Here is a 26,217-nt window from a genome sequence, read left to right on the forward strand (position 1 = left end):
TCGGCTTCACCCAGGCGGTAAGCGTCGAATGTTCAATCCTCCAGACTCCATCGTGGGGGCAAGCGTCCGCCTCAGGCGCTCAACGCCGGCCGATTCCGAAGCGATGTTCCGGGCAGCTTCGGACCCCGATGTCATGCGCTTCATGGAATGGCCAGCGCACGAATCGGTTGCCGACGCCGAGGCCTATATGGGTGGCTGCACCGCGCGTTGGGCTGCCGGCGTGGAGTATCACTGGGTCATTGAACGCAGTGCCGGTGGCCCGCTACTCGGCTGCATCGCCTGTCGCGTGAAGGGGCACGCCGTCGATTTCGGGTACTTCCTTGCCAGGTCGGCCTGGGGGCAAGGCATCGCCACGGAAGCCTCTTCGCTTCTTGTCGCCTGGCTCCAAAGCCAACCGGCCATCCTCCGCATCTGGGCCACTGTCGATGCAGAGAACGCCAGATCGGCAAGCGTCCTTGTGCGGCTGGGGATGCAACGCGAAGGCCTGCTCCGCATGGCGACATATCGGCCTAATATTGGTGGCCTTCCCCGAGACACTGTCGTCTATGCCCTCTGCAAATCCGACGCCTGACCCCTTCATCGGAGGGGCCTCCTGCGCCTACGCGGAAAGTGCCCTCAATTCGAACATCAGGCATCACACCACGTATCCGGGAGCAGTTGATGGATGACCTGATCCTCATCATGGTCTGCGTGGCACCACTGGCCATTCGTTGGGCGACGGCGGCGGGGCGGGACTTTGATGCTGCACGCTATGCCGCGTTCGGGCTTGGGGTGGCCTTTTTGTATTTCTCACTCGGTCACTTCGTTGTAACCGACCAGCTCGTTCAAATGCTGCCTGGGTGGGTTCCGCAAAGACGGCTGGTTATTTACACCACCGGTCTTCTGGAAGCGTTGACGGCGGTTTCGCTATTTACCAAGCAGTGGCGACGTATCGGCGGCATCGCCGCGGCCGTGATGCTTGTGCTGTTCCTGCCCGCAAACATTTATGCGGCGGTTCACCATGTCGGCGTAGGCGAGCATCAGTCCGGTCCAGGCTATCTGTGGATTCGCATACCCATGCAAGTGTTCTTTGTTGCATGGGCGCTCTGGCCCGTATGGCGGCGTCGCAGTGACGCCTGACAGTGCATTCAAGCCGAGCCCGCTTCGTGCGTCTGCATGAATCAGGTATCGGGCGCCATGAAGAGGCCGTAATGAACATCTTTCCGTTCGAAGTACAGCACGCCAGTGGCGTCGTCGATCTCATCCTGCCGATACAGCAGATCGAATTCGAGGTCCCCGTCTCGTTGGAGGCACAGCCGGACCTGCAGGAGATCCCCCGCTTCTATCAGCATGGCAACGGTAACTTCTGGGTCGCCGTGCACGCTCAGGAAGTCGTTGGCACGGTGGCGCTGCTGGACATCGGAAACAACCAGGTTGCGCTGCGAAAGATGTTCGTCGGTGCCGGGTATCGAGGCCCCCGGCATGGCACGGCCAGCCGTCTGCTTGGAACCGTTGTTGCCTGGTGCCAGGCCCGTGGGGTCCAGGAGATCTATCTCGGTACGACCGCCAAGTTCCTTGCGGCACACCGGTTCTACGAGAAGAACGGCTTTCACGAGATTGCCCGTACCGCACTGCCGGCTAGCTTTCCCGTCATGCTGGTCGACACGAAGTTCTATCGCCGGGTGCTCTAGGAGCATGGCGCCGCGCCCTTCCTTCGAGCCAACCGGTTTTCGGCCAGCTACTCACGTTGTAGGACAGGCCACTTCGAGGAGGCGCATGCCATCGGTGAAATCGCTGCGGACGCACTTGGTGGAGTGTCGGGCGCCTGTTCTTCGAATTCATCTTCGAGCTGGTTATTCAAGGCATCGGGCAGGCGTTGATTCGAGTCGTCAGGCCATATCCGGAGCCAGGTGACACCGCCTGCACTCTCGTTGGCATACTCTTCTGGACTGCAGTCGGCGCCGGTGGCTACGTCATCTACCGCGTGGCAGCGGCCTAGGGATGGTCTGAACAATTGCCGTCATGATCAGCAAATGCCGGGGTGTTCAGACCTTCCTTGGCAATGCATTCAAGGGAAAGCCGTTTCGCGGCTCGGCTTGACCCAGATACACAGCCGCATTGGAAATGAACCGGAGGTCTTATCATGATGCTCGACTGGCAGTCATATCGTGGGCAACTTGCGCAGCGGATCGGGGAAATCGGCCATCTGAGCCCAGACACGATCCGCGGCTATCGTGGCCTTAGCCAGGCTGGTGAAAAAGCCAATCTGCTCGGCGCGAAGACCCGCGAACTGATCGCGCTCGCCGTTGGTGTCACAAGGCAATGCGATGGATGTATTGCGGTCCATACCGCCGCGGCGATCAAGGCGGGTGCAACACAGGAAGAGATTGCAGAGGCGCTCGGCGTTGCCATCGCCGTCAATGCCGGTGCTGCCCTGGTTTATTCGTCGCGGGTCATGGATGCCTTGGCCACCACGGATGCGGCTTAGGCATCTGTTCTAACGGGGCCGGCTTCGCGGTTCGACCCGGACGGGCCGCGATCTTCGATGATTTCGTCAACCCGATCCATTCGCAGCGGGTCAGTTCAACTCAGGCGTCAGCTGTCGTGAACACATTATTCAACTGTTTGACGGTTGTGCTTCTGACCCTTTCCGGAGTCGCGGGTTGTTCCAAAGAGAGGCAACCTGTGCCGAATCAAACGCCGGGATCGGGCGTTGGTGACCAGAAGACGGAAAGCGAAGGGCCCAGCAAGGACATTTTCAGAATTTACGACGAATTCGTCGCTGCGCAGACCGTTGCTGGTGAATGTGAAGTTCATGAGCCGGGACTTGAAGAACAGCACAGGAAAAATTTCCTCTCCGTAAGTCGCGCGGTGAGAAGGGAGTTAACCGGAAAGCATGGGAAGCCTGAAAGTACGCTCGACGAATTTCTCCGTGGGCATGATGCGGTGGTTCGTACCAGAACTTTGGAGATGCTCAGATCCCACCCGTGCGACAGTGCGGACGCGCGGGTCGTCATCGAGCGTTACAGGGCGCAATCCCAGTGGAAAGTGCCTGCTGGCCGGTGACAGTTCGTCGCGGCGGGTACCGTTTCATCGCTGATCCGCACCGTACGAGTTCCGGCCCGGGACTCGCCACCGATTGCACCGGACGCCGCGCTCCTGCACAGTGCGCGGCCCCTTTCGCGCAGTGGCGTTTTCCCTCATGAAGCTCGGCATCGATTTCGGCACCAGCAACTCGGCCGCGGCAGCGGTGGTGGACGGGGCGATCGTGCCGGTGCAGTTCGGGGCGGACGCGCAGTTCAAGACCTCGGTGTACTTCCCCGAAGTCATGCGCGAGCCGGAGGATTTCACGCTGACCTCGGCGCAGGAATACCAGCTGGACCAGCTGATCGATGCCGGCCGCCGCGATGCACAGCTGTCCGGCCACGCCCGCACCGAAGAGGCGCTGCGTGCTGCGGCGCTGCGCGTGGTGCGCCGGGAGTGGATGGAGGCGCAGATGCGCGAGCCGCGCAGTTCGGCGGCGCTGCTGCAGAACGCGGTCTACGGCGAGGACGCACTGGATGCGTATTTCGCCGAGGGCGAGGGCAACCTGGTGCAGAGCCCCAAGTCGATGCTGGGTTACGACCTGCACCCGCGCGCCAAGCAGACCATCACCGGCATCGCCACCCACATCCTGGAACACATCCGCCTGACCGCGCAGCGCCAGCTGGGCCAGCCGGTGCGCGCGGCCACGCTGGGCCGGCCGGTGCAGTTCCGCAGCTCGATGGGCGATGCCGGCAACGTGCAGGCGCTGGACATCCTGCACGCCGCGGCGCTGGCGGCGGGCTTCGATGCGGTGGATTTCCTGGAAGAGCCGTCCGCGGCCGCCATGCGCCACCACGCCGCCAGCGACGCGCGGCATGAGGTGGTGGTGGTGGACATCGGCGGCGGTACCACCGACGTGGCCCATGCCGATGTCGGCGGGGACGAAGCGCCCCGCGTGCGCAGGGCCTGGGGTATCGCGCGCGGCGGCACGGACATCGACCTGGCGCTGAGCCTGGCCGGCTTCATGCCACTGTTCGGCCGCGGCCAGACCCGCGTGCCCAATCACCACTACACCGATGCGGCGACCGTGCACGACCTGGCCCGCCAGCGCGACTTCGCCCGCGTGCGCTTTGGCGACAAGGTGCCGCAGCCATTCCGCAACCGCCTGCACGCGCTGCAGGAAACCAGCAACACCGCGCGCCTGTCGCGCAATGTCGAACGCAGCAAGATCGCGCTGAGCGCGACGGCCACGCATGTCGCCGATCTGGGCTACATCGAGCCGGGCCTACGCGCGGAGCTGCAGGCGGAAGGCCTGGCCACGGCTGCGGGCGGTTTCCTGGGTGAAATGACCGTGCTGCTGGACCAGGTGGCGGCCGATATCGGCCACGATCCGGAAGCGGTGTTCCTGACCGGTGGCATGTCGCGCGCGCCGTATGTGCGCGAGGCGGTGGCGGCAGCCTTCCCGCGTTCGCGCATGGTCCATGGCGACCCGTCCTTCGGTGTCGTGCAGGGCCTGGCGCTGGCGGCTGCACGCGGCAACTGAGGCCACTGCGCCGCGTTGCCGGCGCGCATCGATAACGGTGCTGTCGTCGGGAAGACCCAGCGCGAGGCACCTGTCGCGCGGAGCCTGCTGCGCTGCGCTCCGGTCGGTAGGGAAAGCCCCAGCCGAGCAAGCTCGGCGCTACAAGTCGGTGCCTACGGCGACCAGGTGAAGGTCGCCAGGCTCTTGCCTGGCAGCGTGTAGCGGAACGTGGCGTCGCCTTCGCGCACCGAGAACGTGCGCGGCAGCGGTGCCGAGTTGGTCACCACCAGCACCCGGCCGCCATCGGGATTGATGAAAGCCACGTTGTCCACGCCGTCGACTTCATCGCTTGAGCCCACGCGATGCGCCCCCGGCGGCACGAAGCGGCTGGCGTGGGCCAATGCGTAGTACTCGTCGGTGCGGGTGATCGTGCCGGTGCGCGTATCGATGTCGACCACGCCGCGGCAGGTGTCGCAACCACCGGTGTGCGGGCCGCCGTCCTGGTCCAGCGCCAGGTTCCAGAACAGCACGCCGCGTGCGTCATGGCGCACCGATTCGATGATCAGGCGTCGCGCCTGCAGGGTCAGGCCGCCGCTGATCAGCGGTTCCCAGGCGCCGCCCGAGCATTCGGTCATGTAGACGTCCTTGTCCGGAAAGGCGGCATGCACCGGCGACTGCGCATCCGGCGTGCCTTCGTAGCAGTGCCAGGCCACGGCGTTGACGTAGCGGCTGGCCTTGGGATCGTTGAGCACGCCCAGCGGTTCGTGCGGCTTGCTCCAGTTGTGGTCCCAGTCGAACAGCAGCGGCGCTGCTGCACCACGCGCGGCCAGCAATGGGCCGAGGTGTTCGCCGATGAAGCGGGCGCGCGCCGGCGCGTTGAAGCGCATGCCCGGATAGCTGGCCGGCTCGAAGTCCGGTTCGTTCTGCACGGTCAGCGCCCAGATCGGGATGCCTTCTTCGGCATACGCATCGACGTACTTGAGCAGGTAGCGGGCGAAGGCGTCATACGCCGCAGGGTCCAGCGTGCCCTGGATCAGGTTGCGGTTGGATTTCATCCACGCCGGGGCGCTCCATGGCGAGGCCATGACTTTCAGGTCCGGATTGATCGCCAGCGCCGCGCGCGTCACCGGCACCACGTCGGCCAGGTTGGGCGCGATGGAAAAGTGCGCCAGCTGCGGATCGGGCGCGTTGCCGGGGCTGTCATCCAGCGAATAGTGGCTGCGCGAGAAGTCCGAGGCACCGATGGTCAGCCGCGCGAAACTCAGGCCAATGCCGTCGCCCTGGCGACCGAACAGCTCCTGCAACAGGTTGGCGCGTGCTTCGGGCTGCAAGTTCTGGATCAGGAGTGCCGACGCGTCGGTGATCGAGGCGCCGAACCCGACCATCGCCTGCCGCTGGTCCAGCGGAGCGATGTCGATGGCGAGCGGCAGGTCCTGGCCGTTGCCGAAGGTGGCCGGTGCCATCGGCGCCAGCGCGTACTGGTGGTTGTTGGTGGTCAGCCAGACCTGGGCCTGGCGCGCCGGTGCTGCTGCTGACACGCTCGCCACACTCAGCGTCAGTAGAGCGAACAGGCAGCGGACAGATGGGGCGCGTGCGGGACAGGGCATGGACATAAAGCCAGTCAAAAACGGACTGCAACCCTGCCGCAGACCTGCGCCAGGCGCATGCTGCGGCGCCGCATAGGCACGAGACGCGACCGCGCTTAACGTCGGTTTTACGTGGAATCGTTTTTTCACTGGAGTGAAACGATTGACACACTCTGACACCAGATCGTATGACAGCGCTGTCAGACCGCCCTGGGAGGGCTACAACATGGCTTCATCTTCCGCATGGGGGCAGCGCGCCTCCACGTTGCGTGCGCCCGTCGCACGCCGTCTCGTTTCTGCCTGCTGCCTGGCGCTGCTGTCCATGCAGGCCCAGGCCCAGCAACAGTCCGAGGCCCCCGCCTCGGCCACCGACAGCATCGCCCAGCAAGACGCCAAGACCCTGGACAGCGTCAAGGTCACCGGCATCCGCGCGGCCATCGCCAATGCGGTGGAGAAGAAGAACGAGGCGACCTCGATCGTCGAGACCATCTCGGCCGAGGACATCGGCAAGCTGCCCGATGTGTCGATCGCCGACTCGATCTCGCGACTGCCGGGCCTGGCCACCCAACGCGTGGACGGCCGCTCGCAGGTGATCAACATCCGCGGCATGTCCGAGCAGTTCGCTGGCACGCTGCTAAACGGCCGCGAACAGGTCAGCACCGGCGACAGCCGTGGCGTGGAATTCGACCAGTATCCGTCCGAGCTCATCAACGCGGTCACCGTCTACAAGACCCCGGATGCGGCGCTGATCGGCCAAGGCCTGTCGGGCACAGTCGACCTGCAGACCATCCGTCCGCTGGACCTCAGCGAGCGCCGTGTGGTGTTCGGTGGCCAGGGCGAATACAACTCGCTGGGCAATGTCAGTGCCGACGGCAAGGACAAAGGCTACCGCGCCAGCGCGTCGTACGTGGACCAGTTTGCCGATGACACCATCGGCGTGGCGCTGGGTGTGGCGCGGTTGAACTCGCCGTTCCAGGAGCAGCACTACAAATCGTGGTGGTGGGCCGATCTGGACCGCGTGGACTGGGATGGCCCGTACCAGACCGGCCGTCCGCTTAACGCCATCGCCTTGCAAGGTGACGAGGCTTGGGTGAAGTCGCGCGACCTGCAGCGCGATGGCGTGATGGGCGTGTTCGAGTTCAAGCCCAACGACCGCTTCCACAGCATCCTGGACCTGTACTACTCCAAGTTCGACCAGGACGAGACCACCCATGGCCTGATGTGGAGCAACGATTCGTCGTTCGTGGGCGATGCCGGCGGGGTGACCTACAGCAACGCCCAGACTACTGACGTCAACGGCTATCCGGTGGTCACCAGCGGCACCCTCAACGGCGTGCAGCCGGTCGTGCGCAACGACAGCAACCGGCGCCAGGACAAGCTGTTCTCGGTGGGCTGGAACAACGAATTCAAGGTGACCGAATCGGGGGCGCTGACCGCCGACCTGAGCTACTCGCGGGCCAAGCGCGACCAGTCCGCGCTGGAACTTTACGCCGGCCGCCTGGGGCCGCAGAGCGTGGACTTCAATATCAAGACCACCCCGGGCTATTCGCAATTCGGCTTGCCGGATATGGCCGATCCCGACGCGGTCTACCTGTGGGATCCGCAGCTGTACAACCACGATGGTCGCCTAGAGATCTCCGAGCAGAAGGACACCATCAAGGCCGGACGCCTGAACTGGACCCAGCAGCTGGACAACGCAGTGATCCGCAGCGTTGATATCGGCGCCAACTTCAACAAGCGCACCAAAGAGAAGGTTGCCGACGTGTACTTCGCCTTCCTGCCGGGCGAAGATCGCACCCCGACCCTGGTCGATCCGTCGCTGCTGTATTCGCCGACCTCGCTGGGTTTCGTTGGCATGGGCGACATCCTGAGCTTCAACCCGCGCGCACTGCTCAACCAGTACTACGACGTCACCCTGAGCGAGAGCAACGACGACCTGCGCAAGGACTTCATCGTCGAAGAGAAGGTCAATACCTTCTACGTGCGCGCCAACATCGACATGGACCTGACCGACACCATCCGCGTGCGCGGCAACGCCGGCATGCAGTACATCACTTCCGACCAGTCCTCGACCGGCTTCAACGCCGCCAATAATTCGGTGCTGGGCTCGCAGACCCTGGGCAAGCAGTACAGCGACTTCCTGCCCAGCGTGAACCTGATCTTCGACTTCGGCGAAGGCTGGCTGATCCGTGCGGCTGCGGCCAAGACCCTGATGCGTCCGCCGATCAATTACCTCAGCGCCGATTCCAGCGCTGGAGTGGCAACCACCGGAGCCGAGATGGGCCTGTGGTCCGGCAGCGGCGGCAATCCGTTGCTTGAACCGTACCGGGCGATGGCCTTCGACCTGTCGTTCGAGAAGTACTTCGGCGAGGGCAGCTATGTCGGCCTGGCGCTGTTCCGCAAGAACCTGCAGACCTATATCTACCGCCAGAACCTGGAATGGGATTTCAGTGGCTATACGCCTGATCCAGACGCGCCGACCCCGATCTCCAACATCGGCACCTTCACCACCTGGGCCAACGGCAAGGGCGGCTACATGCGCGGCGCCGAGCTGTCCACGGCGCTGGCTGGCAACCTGATCAGTGATGCGCTGGATGGCTTCGGTGCCCAGGTCAACGTGTCCTACACAGAGTCGTCGATCGACCCCGATCCCAACGACGACTCGGCCGGCACCGACACCATTCCAGGCCTGTCCAAGATCGTGGCCAACGCCACCCTGTACTACGAAAAACACGGCCTCGGCGCGCGGGTGAGTCAACGCTACCGCGATGGCTACCGCGGTGAGTACAGCGCCTTGTTCGGCCAGCGCCAGTACCGCAACACGCTGAGCGAGCGCACCACCGATCTACAGCTGAGCTATGCCTTTGCCGACACCAGTCGATTGAAGGGCCTGTCGCTGCTGTTCCAGGTCAACAACCTCACCGACGAACCATTCCGTACCGAAGTCAGCGAAAGCACCGGCACCGGCCTGTTCTTCCCCGAGGAGTACACGCAGTACGGCCGCCAGTACATGCTTGGCTTCCGCTACGAGCTGTAAGCAGACCGCATGACCACCGCCGGCGCCTGGTGTGTCGGCGGTGTTGCAGCGAGCCGGGCGCGTGTTCGTGATCGGCGAAAGATTCGCCAGTGATGCGCGAGGCGCATCGCGCAATGCGCAAACGGCATTGGGCCACAGCGGGATTCACATCAAGAATGCAGGCCTGCCGCGTTAATCGCGGCGGGCTTCTTGTCGTGCTGCCGGTCGGTACCAGGATCAAGAGCTCCCCAGCCAACTCTCCACCAGGGAGGAGTCAGCCATGTCCGCCTCGGACGATGATGCAACCTCGGTGTCGCCTTCACGACGCCGCTTCTTCCAGGGTCTGACCCTGATTCCCTTTGCCGCCGCGCTGCCAGGTTGCAGCGATGACAAGAACGGCTCAACGGCAAACGCGGCGACGGCGCGTTCCAGGCCGGAAGACTTCAAGCCCAGTTTCTTCAGCGCCGCGGAGTTCGCCTTCGTGGTGGCGGCTTGCGACCGCCTGATCCCGCACGATGAGGTTGGCCCCGGTGCGGTGGAGTCGGGCGTGCCAGAGTTCCTGGACAAGCACATGCAGACGCCTTACGCCAATGGCGCGATCTGGTACATGCAGGGGCCGTTCGTCGAAGCCGCCAAGGAGTTCGGCTACCAGGGCAAGCTGCCGTTGCGCGATCTGCTGCGCGTGGGCATTGCGGCGATGGACGCGCACTGCAGGCAGGCCTTCGACGGCAAGACCTTCTCCGGGCTGGAAACCGCGCAGCAGGAAGCGCTGCTGAAGGATGCCGAGGCCGGCAAGCTGGAGCTGGAAGGCATTTCTTCCAAGACCTTCTTCTCTTACTTCCTGGGCGAGGTGAAGAACGGCTACTTCGCCGACCCGGTCCATGGCGGCAACAAGGACATGGGCGCGTGGAAGATGATCGGTTACCCCGGCATGCGTGCCGATTACATGGACTGGGTCGAGGTGCGTGACAAGCCGTATCCGCTCGGGCCCGTCGATCTGGCCGGCAGGAGGGGCTGAGCATGGCGAACACCAAACCGAAAGTGGATGTGATCGTGGTCGGACTGGGCTGGACCGGTTCGATCATGGCCAAGGAACTCACCGATGCTGGCATGAACGTGGTGGCGTTCGAGCGTGGCCCGGATCGCGACACGCAGCCTGATTTTTCCTATCCGCGCGTGGTGGACGAGTTGGAAGGTTCGGTGCACCGGCGCTACCTGCAGAGCCTGCACCAGGAGACCGTCACCGTGCGCCACGGCCTGTCGGACACGGCCGTGCCCTACCGGCAGATGGGTTCGTTCAAGCCCGGCACGGGCGTGGGCGGGGCGGGCAGCCACTGGTCGGGCTGCCATTTCCGCCCGCTGCCCGAAGACATGAAGCTGCGTACCAACGTCGAGCAGCGGTACGGGAAGAAGTTCATTCCCGAGGACATGACGATCCAGGATTTCCCGATCACCTATCAGGATCTGGAACCGCACCTGGACATGTTCGAAAAGGTCTGCGGCACCTCCGGCAAGGCCGGCAACCTGGGCGGACAGCTCCAGGCGGGCGGCAATCCTTTCGAGGGCGCACGCTCCAGCGAGTATCCGCTGCCGCCGAACCCGAACTACCTGGGTGCCGAATGGTTCTACAAGGCCGCGCGCGAGATGGGCTGGGACCCGTATCCGATCCCGGCGTCCAATGCGTCGCGCTCCTACGTCAATCCGTATGGCTGCCAGATGGGGCCGTGCAATTTCTGCGGCTTCTGCAGTGACTACGGTTGCCTGAACTACTCCAAGGGCACGCCGAACGTCTGCGTGCTGCCGGCGGTGCGCCGCAGCGGTCGCTTCGAGCTGCGCGCGCATTCGCAGGTGCTCAAGGTCAACCTGGACAGCACCGGCAAGAAGGCCACCGGCGTGACCTACCTGGATGCGCAGGGCCGCGAGACCGTGCAGGAAGCCGATCTGGTCCTGTTGTGCGCGTTCTCGCTGTACAACGTGCACCTGATGCTGGTGTCGGGCATCGGCACGCCGTACGACCCTGAAAGCAACACCGGCACCATCGGTCGCAATTATTCCTACCAGAACCTCAACCGCGTGGTGTTGTTCTTCGGCAAGGAGGTGCAGGCCAACGGCTTCATCGGCAACGGCGGCGCCGGTACCACGATGGACAACCTCAACGGCAAGCAGCTGGACAACGCGGCGGCGGGGTTCGTCGGCGGCGGCATCATCTGGGCGCGCCAGCCGGGCGCCGGCCCGGTGCGTGGCATCAACGTGCCGCCGGGCACGCCGGCCTGGGGCAGCCAGTGGAAACAGGCTGCGGCCGATGCGTTCCGTCATTCGTTCTATTACGAAGTGCAGGGCGCGTGCATGTCCTACCGCCAGCACTACCTGAGCCTGGACCCGACCTACAAGGATGGCTTCGGGCGGCCGCTGCTGCGCATGAACTTCGACTGGCACGACAACGAGATCAAGGCCTCGCAGTTCCTGGTGGACAAGGCGCTGCAGATGAGCAAGTTGCTCGATCCGCAGGCGTTGTCCGGCGATGCCAAGAAGCCGGGTACGCACTACAACATCACCAACTACCAGAGCACCCACACCTGCGGCGGCGCGATCATGGGCGACGACCCCAAGACCTCGGCGCTCAATCGCTACCTGCAGAGCTGGGATGTGCCGAACGTGTTCGTGATCGGTGCCAATGCCTTCCCGCAGAACAACGGCTACAACCCCACCGGGTTGGTCGGTGGCCTGGCGTACTGGGCGGCGGCGGCGATCCGCGAGCAGTACCTCAAGTCACCCGGTCCGCTGGTCCAGGCGTAAGGAGGCCACCATGAAGAAGTTCCTGCTGACCGTGGTGGCGCTGGCGGTGATCGTGCTGATCGCCGCGCTGGTCTATGCCTTCATTCCCACCAGCACGCCGGCCATCGCCGGCGGCGAACCGGCCGCCAGCGATGCCGCGCTGATCGAACAAGGGCGTTACCTGGCTGCGGCCGGCGACTGCACCGCCTGCCACACCGCGGCCGGCGGCCAGCCGTTCGCCGGCGGGCTGCCGATCGCCTCGCCCATCGGCACGATCTACAGCACCAACATCACCCCGGATGCGGATACCGGCATCGGCCAGTATTCGCTGGACGACTTCGACCGCGCGGTGCGCCACGGCATCACCCCGGCCGGCGGCACGCTGTATCCGGCGATGCCGTATCCCTCGTACGCACGCATGACCGATGCCGACGTGCGCGCGCTGTACGCGTACTTCAAGCACGGCGTGCCGGCGGTCAAGGCGCAGAACCGCGGGACCGACATCCCCTGGCCGCTGTCGATGCGCTGGCCGCTGGCGATCTGGCGCAAGACCTTCGCGCCGGATCCGCACGCCACCGGATTCGATGCTACCGCCTACACCGATCCGCAGATCGCCCGTGGCGCGTACCTGGTGCAGGGCCTGGGCCATTGCGGCAGCTGCCACACCCCGCGTGCGCAGACCTTGCAGGAGCTTGCGCTGAGCGAACACGGCGACAAGGGCACTGCCTATCTGTCCGGTGGCCAGGTGATCGACGGCTGGGTCGCGGTGAACCTGCGCGGCAACGCGGCCGATGGCCTGGGTGACTGGTCGCAGCAGGACATCGTCGACACGCTCAAGACCGCGCGCAATCCGCATGCGGCCGTGGTCGGCAACGCGATGGCCGATGTGGTCGAACACAGCACCCAGCACCTGAGCGATGCCGATCTCAAGGCGATGGCCGCTTACCTGAAGACGCTGCCTGCCTCGACCGGCGACGCATCCGCGTTCAAGGCCGACCCGGCCACCGCGACCGCGCTGCAGTCCGGCATCAACGACAGCCGCGGTGCCGAGCTGTACGTGGACAACTGCGCCGCCTGCCATCGCACCGATGCCGAAGGCTATCCCCATGCCTTCCCGAGGGTGGCAGGCAACCCAAGCGTGCTGGCCCCGGACCCGACCACGCTGGTGCGGCTGATCCTGGCCGGCAGCGCGCTGCCCTCCACCCAGGCCGCGCCGTCCAACCTGGGCATGCCCGGCTTCGCCTGGCGCCTGAGCGACGAGGAGGTGGCCAAGCTTGGAACCTTCGTGCGCAACAGCTGGGGCAACAAGGCGCCGGAGGTCAGCGTGGCCCAGGTCAAGGCGGTACGCGACAGCCTGGCCAAGGACGGCGCGCCGCACGATCCAGCCCAGACCGATCCTGGCGGCAAGTAGTCCAGCGGCGGCATGCACCACCCACGCAACGCCCGGTCCGCCGGGCGTTGCGGTTTCCGCCTGACGGGATTGTCAGCGCCGCGTCAGGAAGGCGATGGGGGCCGGCGGACAGAATCGGTGCCACTCCCTGACGTTCCGATCGCTGCCCTGGCGGCGCTGTCCGGTCGTTCCGGGTTGAATGCCGCGCACGTCGTTTCCGGCGTCCGTGGAGTGGATTTGCCACCGCCGCAGGCGCCCCCGCGTCTGCACGCCTGAACGGACCTTCGCCGCATGAGCCAAGTCGCAACGCCGTACCATGACGCCATGAAACTGCTGATCATCGAGGACGAGCCCAAGACCGCCGGCTACCTGACCCGGGGCCTGGGCGAAGAGGGCTACAGCGTCGATCACGCCGCCAACGGTGTCGATGGCCTGCACCTGGCGCTGACCGGCGACTACGACGCGGTGGTCCTGGACATCATGCTGCCGGGCATGGACGGCCTGCAGGTGATGCAGTCGCTGCGCGCCCAGCGCGATACGCCGGTGATCATGCTGACCGCGCGCGACCAGGTGGACGATCGTCTGCGCGGCCTTGGCGCCGGTGCCGACGATTACCTGGTCAAGCCGTTCTCGTTCCTGGAACTGCTGGCCCGCGTGCAGGCCATCACCCGCCGTGGCCGCGCGCATGAATCCACCCAGATCCAGGTCGGCGACCTGCACATCGACCTGCTGGCCCGTCGCGCCACCCGTCGCGGCCGCCGCCTGAACCTGTCGGCCAAGGAATTCGCGCTGCTGGCCGCACTGGCGCGCCGCCGCTCGCAGATCCTGTCCAAGACGGTGATCACCGAGACGGTCTGGGACATCAATTTCGACACCAACACCAACGTGGTCGAAGTGGCGATCAAGCGCCTGCGCGCCAAGCTGGAGTACCCGGGCGAAGCCAAGCTGCTGCACACCGTGCGTGGCATGGGCTACGTGCTGGAGTTGCGCGAGGACGACGCCGAATGAGCACCCGCTCCATCGCGGCGCGGCTGGGCCTGATGTTCGGCCTGGCGGCCACGGTGGTGCTGGCGGTGCTGGCGGTGTCACTGTTCCTGTTCCAGTCCTACGAGCTGCAGCGGCACAACCGCGATCAGCTCAGTGCGCGGTTGATGATCGTCGAGCGCCTGTCGCTGCGTGCCACCGATGGCGAGCACTGGGCTTACTTCCGCGACAAGCTGGCTGACTTCACGCCCGAGGACGGCAGCCTGTATTTCCTGGTGGAAAGCAGCGACCCGCGGTTCCGCGTGGGCACCGGCTTCCTGGACCGGGCGCAGTTCGATGCACAGGCCGAAGGCTTCGGCGAAGCGATCCTGCCCAACGGCCAGCGTTACCTGACCCTGGCGCACACGTTGCCGGCCGCGGGCGAGCGCCCGGCGGTGCGGCTGATCGTGGCCGAAGGCCAGCGCAGCATCGAGGCGGCCGAATGGCTGCTGGCCGTGGGCATCGTGGTGCTGTCGCTGGTGGCCATCGCCGCGGTGTCCGGGCTGGGCTGGTGGATCGCCCGGCGTGGCCTGGCACCGGTGGACCGGCTCAGCGCCTACGCGCGCCGGCTGGATGCGCGCGACCTGACCCTGCGCCTGCCCGCCGACCACCTGCCGACCGAGCTGGATGGCATGGTGATGTCGCTCAACGAGGCATTGGCCCGCCTGCAGCGCGCCTACGAACAGCTCAACGCCTTCAACGCCGATGTCGCCCACGAGCTGCGCACGCCGCTGGGCAACATGATCGGCGAGACCCAGGTGACCCTGGCCCGCGCCCGTTCGGCCGATGCGCTCGAATCGACCCTGCAGTCCAACCTGGAAGAACTGGAACGGCTGCGCGCCATCGTCAACTCGATGCTGTTCCTGGCCCGTGCCGATCGCGGCGAATCCGCGCGCGACCTGGTCGAGGTGTCATTGCGCGAGGAGACCACCAAGGCCGCCGAGTTCATGGACATGGTCATGGAAGACGCGGGCATGGCGCTGCAGGTCGAAGGCGACGCCCGCGCCCGCGTGGAGGGCTCGCTGTACGCCCGGGCCATCACCAACCTGCTGGACAACGCGCTGCGCCACGGCGACCCGGGCGGCACCATCGAGGTGTTCATCGCCGAAACCGGCGACACCGTCAGCGTCACCGTGCGCAACCGCGCCGCGCCGATCGCGCGCGAGGCGCTGGACCATCTCTTCGATCGTTTCTACCGCGCCGATCCCTCGCGCACCGGCTCCGATCAGAACCACGGCCTGGGCCTGGCCATCGTCAAGGCCATCGCCCAGCTGCATGGCGGCACCGTGTTCGCGATGTGCGAAGACGGCTATGTGTCGGTCGGCCTGCGCTTCCCGCGCGTGGCGGCGCTGGGCGAGGCGGCACGCGTCGGGCGCCGGGCATCGCGCCGGGGGCGCACGCCCAGGATCAGCCCGCAGCCTTCGGCCTGAGGTTCCCGGGTGGCCCTGCGGCCGCCGTCGCCGGTACATTGCAGGCCTCGCATCGCCCGCCGACGGGCGCGGAAGGTCCATGCTCGCCATCGTCTTCAACACCATGCTGGCCGTGACCGCGGCCGCCGCGCCGGCCACCAGCGCCGTGCAGGTACAGACCGTCATGCCCGCGCGCTGCATCGCCGTCTACCAGGGCTCGCCCGAGGGCTCGCACCTGCTGGTGTCGGCCGACAGCCTGGATACCCTGGCCAGGTCCGATGCCGCAGGCCTGCCGCTGGACGCGCGCATGACCCGGATCATGGGCCTGCGGGCCAAGGCCCTGGTCGAACAGGCCAAGACCGCCAAGCCTGATGCGCAGGGTTGCCGGCAGCTGAGCCTGACCGAGGCCGGCGACGCCGGCCTGGCGCTGATTTCCCTGATCGAAGCCGGCCGCGTCGCGGTCTGGTCCGACCCGCGCCACGCGCTGGTCCCGGTGATCCGCACCGAACAGGGCGCCTGCAGCCTGGACGCCCCGGTCGCCGGCTTCAGCGCCCAGATCGTCGGTGAACCCAAGGCTTTCCTGGTGCTGATGACCTGCGTGGTCTGAGGCAGCGCTTCAGCCTGCGGGCAATCGCGCGGTCAGCGCTTCGAAACGCGGCTGCAGCAGCGCGTGCAGCTGGCGGATCGCGGGCGAGAACTGCTTGCGGTGTGGGCAGACCAGGTGCAGTGGCACGCTCTCGCCGTGCTGCGGGAACAGCAGTTCAAGGCGGGCATCGCGCACGTCATCGCAGACGTCCAACCACGACTTGTAAGCGATGCCCTGGCCGGCCACGGCCCAGCGGCGGGTGATCTCGGCGTCGTCGCTGAGCAGGGCCGCGCGCATCGGCACCACCTGGCGGCGGCCGTCCACTTCGAAAGCCCATTGATCATGGGTGCGCCCGCCCAGCGTGTAGAGCAGGCCGTCGTGCTGGCGCAGGTCGTCCAGCGTCTGCGGGCGTCCGCGCGCGGCCAGGTACGCCGGCGACGCCACCAGCACCCGGCGATTGGCCGGGGCCAGCGGCAGGGTCACGTAGCGCGCATCGTCGAACCGTCCCAGCCGGAAGGCCACATCCACCGGATCGCGGAACACGTCGGTCACCTGGTCGGACAGGAACAGCCGCAGGACCAGCGCCGGATGCGCGGCGCGGAATTCGGTCAGCCATGGCAGCAGCGCGTTGCGGCCCAGGTCCGAAGGCGCGGCCACGCGCAGCACGCCGGTCAGCGGGCCATCGGCGGCGCGCAGGCGCTCGCGCCCGGCATGCAGGGTGTCCAGCACGTCCCGCGCGGTGCCCAGGTACTGCTCGCCTTCGGTGGTCAGGCGCAGCGCGCGGGTCGAACGCACGAACAGGCGCAGGTCCAGTTCGCGCTCCAGCCGCTTGATCGCGGCGCTGGCCTGGCCCGGCAGCAGGTTGGCCTCGCGCGCGGCCGCCGAAAAGCTGCCCAGCGCAGCGGTACGGACGAATAGCGACAGGTCATCGAAACGGATCATCTTCACTCCAGCAGTGAAACTGCTTCCCGATTGTGCGTCTTTCTCACGAAAAAGCGCGCGCCACAATGGATGTCTGATCCGCCTCTACTGGAGTTGCCCATGAAAGCCATTGCCTACACCCAGGCCGGCCTGCCGATTGAAGACCCGGCCTCGCTGATCGACATCGAACTGCCGCTGCCCGAGCCGGGAGCGCACGACCTGCGGGTCAAGGTGCAGGCCATTTCGGTCAATCCGGTCGATACCAAGGTCCGCCACCGCGCCGAAGTCAGCGCGCCGCGGGTGCTGGGCTGGGATGCGGTCGGCACGGTCGAGTCCGTCGGCAGCGAGGTGAGCTTGTTCAAGACCGGCGACGTGGTCTTCTATGCCGGGGTGATCAACCGCCCGGGCAGCAATGCCGAATATCACCTGGTCGACGAACGCATCGCCGCGCGCAAGCCCGCGACGCTGGAAGACGCCCAGGCCGCGGCCCTGCCGCTGACCGCCATTACCGCCTGGGAGCTGCTGTTCGATCGCCTGCGTATCCCCGAAGGCGGCGGCGAGGGCCAGGTGCTGCTGGTCACCGGCGCGGCCGGCGGCGTGGGTTCGATCCTGGTCCAGCTGGCACGCAAGCTGACCGCGCTGACCGTGGTCGGCACGGCCTCGCGCGCGGAAACCCAGGCCTGGGTCAAGGAACTCGGCGCCCACCACGTCATCGACCACAGCCAGCCACTGCTGCCGCAGCTCAAGGCGGTCGGGATCGAACAGGTCCAGCACGTGGCCAGCCTGACCCACACCGGCAGCTACTACGCCCAGTACGTCGAGCTGATCGCGCCGCAGGGCCAGCTGGCGCTGATCGACGACCTGCCCACGCTGGACGCCATGCCGCTCAAGCCCAAGAGCATCTCGCTGCATTGGGAGTCGATGTTCACCCGCGCCGTCTACCAGACCCCGGACATGCAGGCCCAGCACGACCTGCTGACCCGCGTGGCCGCGCTGATCGACGCCGGCACCCTGCGCACGACCTTCGGCGAGCACTACGGCACCATCAACGCCGCCAACCTGCGCCGCTCCCACGCGCTGATCGAAAGCGGCAAGGCCAAGGGCAAGCTGGTGCTGGAAGGCTTCGACTGAGTCGCCCCGGCGCGGTCCGGCCGGGCCATCGCGCCGCCTCCCCGGCATACTCGCGCTTTGCGAGACACGGGACGATGGACATGGACGGTCGGCAGCAGCCAGCACCCGCTGCAGGGGTGCTGACCTATCGTGCGACAGGGCTGGCCCACGTGGGCAGCGCGGTGATCGGCCTGTTGGCGCTGGCGTTTGCCGGCGCCGGCTTGCGCAGTGGCGCGTACGGCATGGCGGCGGTCGCGCTGATGCTCGGTGCGATCCCCGTCTGCGCCACCCTGTGGCTGCGCCTGGAACTGACGACCCGGCAGCTGCGCTATCGCACCGTGCTGGATACCCGCACGCTGTCGCTGGACCAGATCAGCGCTGTCTGGATCGAGGCCCCGCGCGGCGCCTGGTCGTACTGGCGCGCGCTGCCGATGCTGGTGCTGTCCGTGCATGGCGCCAAGCCGCTGGTGCTGAACCTGCGGACCCTGCCCGATGCCGCCGTGGTGGCGCTGGGTCAGGCGCTGCATCAGCGCGGTATCGGGATCGGCGTGGCCGATTCACCGGCGGCGCGCAGGACGGCCGCACGGATCTGGCCGCCGTCGCGCCGCTAGGAAGGCGCGGTCAGTCTTCGACCGGCACGCCGGCCTGCTGCATGCAGCCCCAGCCGGTGCAGTTGCCGGCGTAGTGTTCGGCCACGTCCTGCAGGTACTGCTCGAAATGGGTGATCTCGGCATGGCGCGGGGTCATGTTGGCCACCACCAGCACGCTCCAGGATGATGCCGGTTCGTCTTCCACGGAGGATTCCAGCTGCACCTTCAGCTCGTTGCGGAACAGGAACATCCCGCAGTCCAGCGCGGACTGTTCGTCCGGGAATTCCAGGGTGAAGTCGATCTCGCGCGGGATGCTCAGGTCGTCGCCGGCCGAAGCCAGGCGCCACAGCACATCGCCGTTGTCGTCATCGGGAAACAGGGCGGGATTGCGTTGCATGCGGACGGTCCATCGGCCATCGGGCAGGGGCCGGCAGGATAGCGCGCGCCGGCGCATCTGCTGAGACGTGCGGCCGATACACTGGCTTCCATGCAACCTGACATCCTGATCCTGGGCGGCCTGATCGTCGCCGTCATCGCGCTGCAGCTGGTCCTGCTGCTGCGCCGTTCCAACACCACCGCGCTCGAAAACACCTTGCGCGAAGAGCAGCGCGGCGGCCGCGGCGAGCTTCGCGAACAGCTCGAAGGCCTCGCCCGCCAGCAGGACGCGCGCATGGACAGCTTCGCGCGCAACCTGGCCGAACTGGGCGTGCGCATCGACCAGCGCCTGGACGTGTTGCGTGACACCCAGAGCGAGGACGCGCGCAAGGCCCGCGAGGAAGGCGCGCTGTCACAACAGCGGGGCGCCGACCTGCTGGCTGCGCGCCTGCAGGACATGCGGACCCAGCTGGAGGTCTTCGGCCAGCAGCAGGAAGCGCGCATCGTGGCGTTCGGCCAACAACTGTCGGCGCTGCGCGAGCAACTGGCCGAAGACGCGCGCAAAGTCGCGCGGCGAAGCCGGCGAATCGCAGCAGCGCTTCGCCGATGCGCAGGGCCTGCGCCTGACCGAACTGACCCAGCGCAACGAAGCCCGCATCGCCGAGATGCGCGCCACCCTGGACCAGCAGCTGCAGCGCCTGCAGGCCGACAATGCGGCCAGGCTGGAACAGATCCGGGTAACCGTGGACGAGAAGCTGCAGGGCACGCTCAACGAGCGCCTGGATGCGTCCTTCAAGCTGGTGTCCGAACGCCTGGAGCAGGTCCAGCGCGGCTTGGGCGAAATGCAGCAGCTGGCTACCGGCGTAGGCGACCTCAAGCGCGTGCTGACCAACGTCAAGAGCCGCGGCGGCTGGGGCGAAGTGCAGCTGGAGAACATCCTCGAACAGACCCTCACCGCCGAGCAGTACGCACGCAGCGTCAAGCTGCGCACCGACAGCAACGAGATGGTCGACTTCGCCGTGCGCCTGCCTGGCCGCGGCGATGCCCACGATGCGCCGGTGTGGCTGCCGCTGGATTCCAAGTTCCCGCACGAGGACTACGAGAAGCTGCTCAACGCGCAGGAGCTGGGCGATGTGGAAGCGGTACGCGTGACCGGCGCGCAACTGGAGCGCGCCATCCGCATCCAGGCCAAGTCGATCAGCGACAAGTACATCGTGCCGCCGCAGACCACCGACTTCGCGGTGATGTTCCTGCCCACCGAAGGTCTGTATGCCGAAGTGATCCGCCGGCCCGGACTGGTCGACCTGCTGCAGCGCGAGCACCGCGTGGTGATCGCCGGGCCAACCACCGTGACCGCGCTGCTCAACAGCCTGCAGATGGGCTTCCGCACGCTGGCCATCGAACAGCGCTCCAGCGAGGTCTGGGCGCTGCTGGGCGCGGTCAAGGGCGAGTTCGGCAAGTTCGCCGGCATCCTGGAAAAAGCCGAGAAGCAGATCAACACCGTCGGCAAGAGCCTGGGCGACGCCAGCCGCAAGACCCGCACCATCGAGCGCAAGCTGCGCGGCGTGGAGACACTGACCGAATCGCAGTCCCAGGCCCTGCTCGGCGACCTGGGCGGCGAGACCGCCGACGACACGGAGGCGACAGGCGAAGACGAGGACAGTTGAGCATCGGTCCGCGCGCCTGCCACACGATCCCTACATCGCGCTAACACCGTCCCTGGCGCCACACGTTTAGACTCGCCGCCATCCCTCCCATCTCACATTCCCAGGCCTCGCCATGACCACGCTTTACGACATCCCCCTGAAGACCATCGAAGACCAGCCGGCCACGCTGGGCGATTACCGCGGCAAGGTGCTGCTGGTGGTCAACGTGGCTTCCAAGTGCGGCCTGACCAAGCAGTACGAAGGGCTCGAGGCGCTGTACCGCGGCAAGCATGACGCCGGTCTGGAAGTGCTGGGTTTCCCGGCCAACAACTTCAAGGAACAGGAGCCGGGCAGCAATGCCGAGATCGCCCAGTTCTGCAGTGCGAACTTCGATGTGACCTTCCCGCTGTTCTCCAAGATCTCGGTGGCTGGCAACGCGGTGCATCCGCTGTACCAGGCGCTGGTCGATGCCCAGCCGGTCGCCACCGGCGAAGGCCCGATGCGCGAGAAGCTGGTGAGCCTGGACATCAAGGTCAACCCGGCGCCGGGCGTGACCTGGAACTTCGAGAAGTTCCTGATCGGTCGCGATGGCCGCGTGGTCGCGCGTTTCGCCCCGGACGTGGCCGCCGACGATCCGCGCCTGGTCGCAGCGGTGGACGCAGCGCTGGCCGCCTGATCCGGCCAAGCTTGCGACCGGCGTGAAAAACGGCAGGACAGCCGTTTTTCATGGCTCGGCCGCCCGAAGCGGTGGCACACAGGGAGGTGCGCCATAAAAAAGGCCGCCCTTGCAGGCGGCCTTTTCTTTGCAACGTCACCCGGCGGATGCCGGACTCAGCCGCCGGTGGCCGGGAACACCGACGGGATGGCATCCATCGGCACGGTCGGGTTGTCGTCCTCGTCGCGCAGGTAGTCCGGCAGATCGTCGTCGGACTTGCCCTTGCGGCGGTTGCGTTCGCCCTCGTCGCTGATCTGGTAATTGCGCCGCTGCAGCCAGCCATCGCGGAACAGCGCGTATTCGTCCAGCGCGCCTTCACGCAGCGAGTCGATCGCCATCAGCTGGGTACGCACGTCGACCAGCTGCAGGCCCTGCAGGAAGATGCGGGCCTTGTCGTTCTCGATGCGCTGCAGCGGTGAAAGCGGCGCGTCGCCGACCAGGCCGAAGGTGTCGCGCACGGTGCGCGGACCGAACAGCGGCAGCTCGACGTAGCGCGACTGCTTCCAGCCCCAGACACCCAGAGTCTGGCCGAAATCCTCGTCCCGGTTGGGGACCTGCTCGTGGGTGGCCACGTCGAAGATGCCGACGACGCCGAAGGTGGTGTTGATCAGGAAGCGGCCGAAGGCGTCCCAGGCTTCGCCCGGCTTGCCCTGCAGCAGGCTGTTGACCACCGTCAGTGGCTGGCCGAGGTTGTCGAAGAAGTTGTGCACGCCGTTGCGCACCGGACGCGGCACCACCTTGACGTAGCTGGTAGCCAGGGGCCTGGCGACATAGCGGTCGACCCCCATGTTGAACACGTGGACCTTGCGGTTCCACTTCTCCCATGGGTCGTAGCTGGGTGGTGCGCCCGCGGCCGGCGGCGGCAGGGTGGGATCGGCCACCGGGTTGTACGGCGAGCCGCCGTAGATGGCGCTGAAGTCGTTCTCCGCACTGGTCGGCGCGGTGGTGGACGCGGCAACCTGCGGTTCGGACGCAGTGGCGTCCGGAGTGGCTTCCGCTGTCGCGGTCGAGGCTTCGGCGGGCACGGGCGCGTCGGTCGGTGCGATCACGCTGGACGCGGGGGGCGTGGAGGCGACCGGCTTGTTCGACGCGCAGGCCGCGACCAACGTGGTCAGCAGCAACAGGGGGATGACACGCAAGGTTTTCATTTCCAGATCCCTATGGGGAAACCCGTGCGCCGTTGTGGGGGCGCACGACGCCGGTCAGTCCGGCTGAGACGCCGGGACATAGTCCAGCGCGGGGGTAAGGCGGTAGGCGGCGCATAGTTCGGACAGACCGGTCGGCGCGCCTTCGACCGCAACGCTGGCGATGCCGGCCGCGCGCAGGCGCGTGGCGGCGGCCACCAGCAGGGCCAGGCCAGCGCTGTCCACGCTGGGCACTGCCGACAGGTCCAGCCGCTGCGCGCCGTCCAGCACGCGCAGCGTGGCCGGCCACAGGGCCCGGGCGGCGGCACGGTCCAGCGCGCCGGTGAACACCAGCGCATTGCCGTCACGTTGGACCGAGGCCTGGCTCATGTGGACCTCAACGCCCGCCGCTGCTGCCGGAGGCCTGCAGGCGGCCGGCACGCAGGTCGGCGGTGACCTGGGCGATCGACTTCTGCCGCAACGGTGCGTCGAACTGGTTCTTGAAGGTCTGCACGTAGGAAATGCCTTCGATCATCACGTCGAAGATCTTCCACTGGCCACCGACGTTGCGTAGCAGGTAGTCCACCGGCACCGGGTCGCCGCTTTCGCGCAGCATCTCGCTGGACACGCGCACGCCCTTGTTGTTGGGCAGCGGGGTCTCGGACTTGATCCGCACGCGCAGGCGCTGGTTGAAGTCCAGCAGCGACTGGCCGTAGCGGGCGGTCAGGTTGTCGGCCAGGGCGTCGGCGAAGCCGTTGACATCGGCGTCGGAAGCGCCGCGGCCGTGCAGGCCCAGCACCAGGCGCGCGGCGTAGTTGCCGTCGAACGCGGTGTTGAATTCTTCCTTGATGAAGGTCTTCAGCGCGGCCGGATCGGCCTTGAACTCGGCCCGGCGCTGCTCCAGCGTGGTCAGCACGCGGGTCGCATTGCCCAGGACCAGGGCGCTGGCCGAGCCCTGCGCAGGCGCAGCGGCGGCCGGCGCCTGGGCGAGCGCGGCGGTGGGGGCTGCCGCGGCCAGGACGGCGGCCAGGGCGAGGGTGATCATGGAACGCTTCATGGGGTGTCTCCCTTGGGGGCGGCAGGCGCCGACGCGGCTTGCGCGTCCGGAGCTGTCGCGGAATCGTCGCCGGCAGGCTTGCCACCGCCGCTGAACATGTACTTGCCCACCAGCTGCAGCAGGTCCACCGCCGGCTGGGTGTAGGTGATCTCGTCACCGGGCTTGAGCGGATCCGGGTCGCCGCCAGGCGACAGGCCGATGTAGTTCTCGCCCAGCAGGCCGCTGGTGAAGATGCCGGCCGAGGTATCGCTTGGCAGGTCCTTGTACTTGCCATCGATGCGCAGGGTCACCACCGACTCGAACTGCTTCGGGTCCAGGGTGATGTCGCTGACCTGGCCGATGACCACGCCGCCGATCTTGACCGGCGCCTGCACGCGCAGCTGGCCCAGGTTGGTGAAGCGCGCCTTGAGTTCGTAACGGCTGCTGCTGCCGAAGCCGAAGGAACGGTTGGTCGAGGCCAGGGCCAGCACCAGCAGCGAGGCCAGCGCCAGCAGCAGGAAGGCGCCGACGGCAAATTCGAGTCGTGGTCCGCGTGCGGCCATGGTGATCTCTCTTACTGAAACAGAAGGGCGGAAAGGACGAAATTCAGCATCAGCACCAGCAGCGAGCCGTTGACCACCGCGCGGGTGGTGGCGACCGAGGTGCCTTCGATCGTGGGTTCGGCGTGGAAGCCGACATAGGACGCGACCAGCGCGGCGACGCCGCCGAACACGGCCGATTTCATCAGTGCCACGCCGAAGTCGTCCCAGGCATCGACGCTGCCCTGCAGGGCCGACCAGAAGGTGCCGTTGTCCAGGCCCAGCACCTTGACCGCCTCGAACCAGCTGGCGCTGATCGCCAGCGAGCAGAAGAAGCCGGTCAGCAGCGGCACGGTCAGCACCGCGGCCCAGAAGCGCGGCGCGACCGCCTTGGCGATCGGGTCGATGGCCATCAGCTCCAGCGCCTTGATCTGGTCGGTGGCACGCATCAGGCCCAGTTCGGCGGCGATGGAACTGCCGGCGCGGCCGATGAACAGCAGCGCGGTCAGCACCGGGCCCAGTTCGCGGTACAGCGACAGGCCCAGCAGCGTGGACAGCGCGTCGGAGGCGCCAAAGGTGGTCAGCGTGCGATAGCCCTGCAGGGTCAGCACCAGGCCAACGAAGGCGCCGCCCACGGCGATGATCGGCATCGAGCGCGCGCCGATCTTGTAGATCTCGCGGACCAGCTCGGCCCAGAAATCGCGGGTTGGTACCGAAGAACGCAGCACCGACAGCGAGAACAGCCCGGCGGCGCCCAGTGATCGGATCGAAGCAGCAAATGCCATGGCTTACGCCGCCCGCGCCGAGGCGGCGCTGTCGAAGGGAATCGGGCCGTCCGGTGCGCCGCGCAGGAACTGGCGCACCAGCGGGTCCTGGCTGGCTTCCAATTCGGCTGGCGTGCCGGAGAACACCAGTCCACCGTTGGCGATCACCAGCGCCTGGTCGCAGACCGGCATGGTTTCGTGCACGTGGTGGCTGACGATGATGCTGGTCAGGCCCAGCGAATCGTTGAGCCGGCGGATCAGCGACATGATCACGCCCGAGGCGATCGGGTCCAGCCCGGTCAGCGGCTCGTCGTAGATCATCAGCGGCGGGTCCAGCGCCAGCGCCCGGGCCAGGGCCACGCGACGGGCCATGCCGCCGGACAGCTCGCGCGGGAACAGGCCTTCGGCCGTGCGCAGGCCGACCGCATTGAGCTTCAGGTCCACCAGCTGGCGGATCAGCGCATCGGGCAGGTCGGTATGGGCGCGCAGCGGCAGGGCCACGTTCTCGCCCACGGTCAGGTCGGTCAGCAGGCCATTGCCCTGCAGCAGCACGCCGACGTTCTTGCGCAGCTCGCGCAGGGCGCGGGTGCCACGCGGGATCGGTTGGCCGAACAGTTCCACCGTGCCCGAGGCCGGGACCAGTTCGCCGGTCAGCGCCGCCAGCAGCGTGGACTTGCCGCTGCCCGACGGGCCCAGCACGGCCGTCACGCTGCCGCGCGGCGCGCTCAACGTCACGTCGCGCAGGATGGCGCGGCCGCCGCGTTCGAGGCGCAGGTTGGCAAGGCGGATGGTCGGAGTCGAGGAAGTCATCGGCAGGTGTAGGGGGCCTGGTCGGTTCGGGCTGGTGTGCGTGGCGTGGATAAAACGACGGAACAGCTTCGTCGCACCGCCCTGAATAAAACCGCACTGGTCAGTATGCTTATTGTGACAGATCGGACACGGTTGCTGGCATGGGCCGAAAGTGACGGGCGCGGGACGCGTCGTTGCACGGGTCTCGCCGAGTGCGACCGGCCGTCCCAAAGGACATGGACGCAAGCCCCATAAGGTCACACCAGCCCGGACAGGGGGGCTTGCGGCGGGAAGTTCT

General features: G+C 66.7%; 25 protein-coding genes and 1 pseudogene. 17 read left to right on the forward strand and 9 right to left on the reverse strand.

The features are described from left to right. Nucleotides 1-28 precede the first annotated feature (28 nt). From O8I58_RS12875 to O8I58_RS12900, 6 genes are all read left to right on the forward strand, one after another. Nucleotides 29-571: a GNAT family N-acetyltransferase gene (locus O8I58_RS12875; protein ID WP_298316708.1), complete on the forward strand. Its 543-nt coding sequence runs from the start codon at nt 29-31 to the stop codon at nt 569-571. An 89-nt stretch (nt 572-660) separates the two neighbouring features. Next, the gene (locus tag O8I58_RS12880) at nt 661-1,119 is read left to right on the forward strand and encodes a DoxX family protein (protein ID WP_298316711.1); all 459 of its coding nucleotides are present in this window, start codon (nt 661-663) and stop codon (nt 1,117-1,119) included. Nucleotides 1,120-1,190: 71 nt separating this feature from the next. After that, nucleotides 1,191-1,670 carry a GNAT family N-acetyltransferase gene (locus O8I58_RS12885; RefSeq protein WP_298316714.1) on the forward strand — a complete coding sequence of 160 codons (480 nt, stop codon included), beginning with the start codon at nt 1,191-1,193 and terminating at the stop codon, nt 1,668-1,670. 455 nt (nt 1,671-2,125) lie between these two features. Continuing rightward, complete coding sequence (locus O8I58_RS12890; RefSeq protein ID WP_298322964.1) at nt 2,126-2,467, forward strand: carboxymuconolactone decarboxylase family protein; 342 nt, start codon at nt 2,126-2,128, stop codon at nt 2,465-2,467. A 116-nt stretch (nt 2,468-2,583) separates the two neighbouring features. Further along, nucleotides 2,584-3,045, forward strand: coding sequence for a hypothetical protein (locus O8I58_RS12895; RefSeq protein ID WP_298316717.1), 462 nt, complete (start codon nt 2,584-2,586; stop codon nt 3,043-3,045). Nucleotides 3,046-3,181: 136 nt separating this feature from the next. Then, nucleotides 3,182-4,546 (forward strand): Hsp70 family protein, encoded by a 1,365-nt coding sequence (locus tag O8I58_RS12900; RefSeq protein WP_298316720.1) that lies wholly within the window; start codon nt 3,182-3,184, stop codon nt 4,544-4,546. 152 nt (nt 4,547-4,698) lie between these two features. Here the strand turns inward: O8I58_RS12900 and O8I58_RS12905 are convergent, their stop codons facing one another. Next, nucleotides 4,699-6,063: a glycoside hydrolase family 30 protein gene (locus O8I58_RS12905; protein ID WP_298316723.1), complete on the reverse strand. Its 1,365-nt coding sequence runs from the start codon at nt 6,061-6,063 to the stop codon at nt 4,699-4,701. Between the two features lie 274 nt (nt 6,064-6,337). Between O8I58_RS12905 and O8I58_RS12910 the strand changes: the two genes are divergently transcribed. From O8I58_RS12910 to O8I58_RS12940, 7 genes are all read left to right on the forward strand, one after another. Then, nucleotides 6,338-9,148, forward strand: a complete 2,811-nt coding sequence (locus O8I58_RS12910; RefSeq protein WP_298316726.1) for a TonB-dependent receptor — start codon at nt 6,338-6,340, stop codon at nt 9,146-9,148. A 259-nt stretch (nt 9,149-9,407) separates the two neighbouring features. Beyond that, entirely contained in the window at nt 9,408-10,145 is a 738-nt protein-coding gene (locus O8I58_RS12915; RefSeq protein WP_298316728.1) for a gluconate 2-dehydrogenase subunit 3 family protein, read from the forward strand. Nucleotides 10,146-10,147: 2 nt separating this feature from the next. After that, nucleotides 10,148-11,923, forward strand: coding sequence for a GMC family oxidoreductase (locus O8I58_RS12920; protein ID WP_298316730.1), 1,776 nt, complete (start codon nt 10,148-10,150; stop codon nt 11,921-11,923). Between the two features lie 10 nt (nt 11,924-11,933). Continuing rightward, nucleotides 11,934-13,313, forward strand: coding sequence for a cytochrome c (locus O8I58_RS12925; protein ID WP_298316733.1), 1,380 nt, complete (start codon nt 11,934-11,936; stop codon nt 13,311-13,313). Nucleotides 13,314-13,616: 303 nt separating this feature from the next. Then, nucleotides 13,617-14,300 (forward strand): heavy metal response regulator transcription factor, encoded by a 684-nt coding sequence (locus tag O8I58_RS12930; RefSeq protein WP_298322967.1) that lies wholly within the window; start codon nt 13,617-13,619, stop codon nt 14,298-14,300. Beyond that, a complete protein-coding gene (locus O8I58_RS12935; RefSeq protein WP_298316735.1) occupies nt 14,297-15,745 on the forward strand; it encodes a heavy metal sensor histidine kinase in 1,449 nt (482 codons plus the stop codon). Before O8I58_RS12930 ends, O8I58_RS12935 begins: the two co-directional genes overlap by 4 nt. A gap of 79 nt (nt 15,746-15,824) precedes the next feature. Continuing rightward, nucleotides 15,825-16,331, forward strand: coding sequence for a hypothetical protein (locus O8I58_RS12940; RefSeq protein WP_298316737.1), 507 nt, complete (start codon nt 15,825-15,827; stop codon nt 16,329-16,331). Between the two features lie 9 nt (nt 16,332-16,340). On the opposite strand, the gene O8I58_RS12945 is transcribed toward O8I58_RS12940, so the two are convergent. Next, nucleotides 16,341-17,252 carry a LysR family transcriptional regulator gene (locus O8I58_RS12945; protein WP_298316739.1) on the reverse strand — a complete coding sequence of 304 codons (912 nt, stop codon included), beginning with the start codon at nt 17,250-17,252 and terminating at the stop codon, nt 16,341-16,343. A 99-nt stretch (nt 17,253-17,351) separates the two neighbouring features. Here O8I58_RS12945 and O8I58_RS12950 point away from each other — a divergent pair, with 99 nt between their 5' ends. Beyond that, nucleotides 17,352-18,362 carry a zinc-binding alcohol dehydrogenase family protein gene (locus O8I58_RS12950; protein WP_298316741.1) on the forward strand — a complete coding sequence of 337 codons (1,011 nt, stop codon included), beginning with the start codon at nt 17,352-17,354 and terminating at the stop codon, nt 18,360-18,362. A gap of 80 nt (nt 18,363-18,442) precedes the next feature. Continuing rightward, nucleotides 18,443-18,952 carry a hypothetical protein gene (locus O8I58_RS12955; protein ID WP_298316743.1) on the forward strand — a complete coding sequence of 170 codons (510 nt, stop codon included), beginning with the start codon at nt 18,443-18,445 and terminating at the stop codon, nt 18,950-18,952. Nucleotides 18,953-18,962: 10 nt separating this feature from the next. Here O8I58_RS12955 and O8I58_RS12960 read toward each other — a convergent pair whose 3' ends face one another. Continuing rightward, nucleotides 18,963-19,328 (reverse strand): ribonuclease E inhibitor RraB, encoded by a 366-nt coding sequence (locus O8I58_RS12960; RefSeq protein ID WP_298316745.1) that lies wholly within the window; start codon nt 19,326-19,328, stop codon nt 18,963-18,965. Nucleotides 19,329-19,418: 90 nt separating this feature from the next. On the opposite strand from O8I58_RS12960, the pseudogene rmuC reads away from it, so the two are divergent. After that, a pseudogene (rmuC, locus tag O8I58_RS12965) lies at nt 19,419-20,973 on the forward strand (DNA recombination protein RmuC). A 112-nt stretch (nt 20,974-21,085) separates the two neighbouring features. Then, nucleotides 21,086-21,628, forward strand: coding sequence for a glutathione peroxidase (locus tag O8I58_RS12970; RefSeq protein WP_298316747.1), 543 nt, complete (start codon nt 21,086-21,088; stop codon nt 21,626-21,628). Between the two features lie 155 nt (nt 21,629-21,783). On the opposite strand, the gene O8I58_RS12975 is transcribed toward O8I58_RS12970, so the two are convergent. The 6 genes from O8I58_RS12975 to O8I58_RS13000 are packed head-to-tail and all read right to left on the reverse strand — an operon-like array spanning nt 21,784 to nt 25,940. Then, entirely contained in the window at nt 21,784-22,815 is a 1,032-nt protein-coding gene (locus O8I58_RS12975) for an MlaA family lipoprotein (RefSeq protein ID WP_298316750.1), read from the reverse strand. A gap of 54 nt (nt 22,816-22,869) precedes the next feature. Then, a complete protein-coding gene (locus O8I58_RS12980; RefSeq protein ID WP_298316752.1) occupies nt 22,870-23,181 on the reverse strand; it encodes an STAS domain-containing protein in 312 nt (103 codons plus the stop codon). Nucleotides 23,182-23,188: 7 nt separating this feature from the next. Next, a complete protein-coding gene (locus O8I58_RS12985; RefSeq protein ID WP_298316754.1) occupies nt 23,189-23,848 on the reverse strand; it encodes an MlaC/ttg2D family ABC transporter substrate-binding protein in 660 nt (219 codons plus the stop codon). Beyond that, nucleotides 23,845-24,390 (reverse strand): outer membrane lipid asymmetry maintenance protein MlaD, encoded by a 546-nt coding sequence (gene mlaD, locus O8I58_RS12990; RefSeq protein ID WP_298316756.1) that lies wholly within the window; start codon nt 24,388-24,390, stop codon nt 23,845-23,847. Before mlaD ends, O8I58_RS12985 begins: the two co-directional genes overlap by 4 nt. 11 nt (nt 24,391-24,401) lie before the next feature. After that, nucleotides 24,402-25,151 (reverse strand): MlaE family lipid ABC transporter permease subunit, encoded by a 750-nt coding sequence (locus O8I58_RS12995; RefSeq protein WP_298316758.1) that lies wholly within the window; start codon nt 25,149-25,151, stop codon nt 24,402-24,404. 3 nt (nt 25,152-25,154) lie between these two features. Further along, nucleotides 25,155-25,940 (reverse strand): ABC transporter ATP-binding protein, encoded by a 786-nt coding sequence (locus O8I58_RS13000; protein ID WP_298316760.1) that lies wholly within the window; start codon nt 25,938-25,940, stop codon nt 25,155-25,157. Nucleotides 25,941-26,217: the final 277 nt, after the last annotated feature.

Origin of the sequence: Pseudoxanthomonas sp., assembly GCF_027498035.1 — a bacterium.
Taxonomy (GTDB): domain Bacteria; phylum Pseudomonadota; class Gammaproteobacteria; order Xanthomonadales; family Xanthomonadaceae; genus Pseudoxanthomonas_A.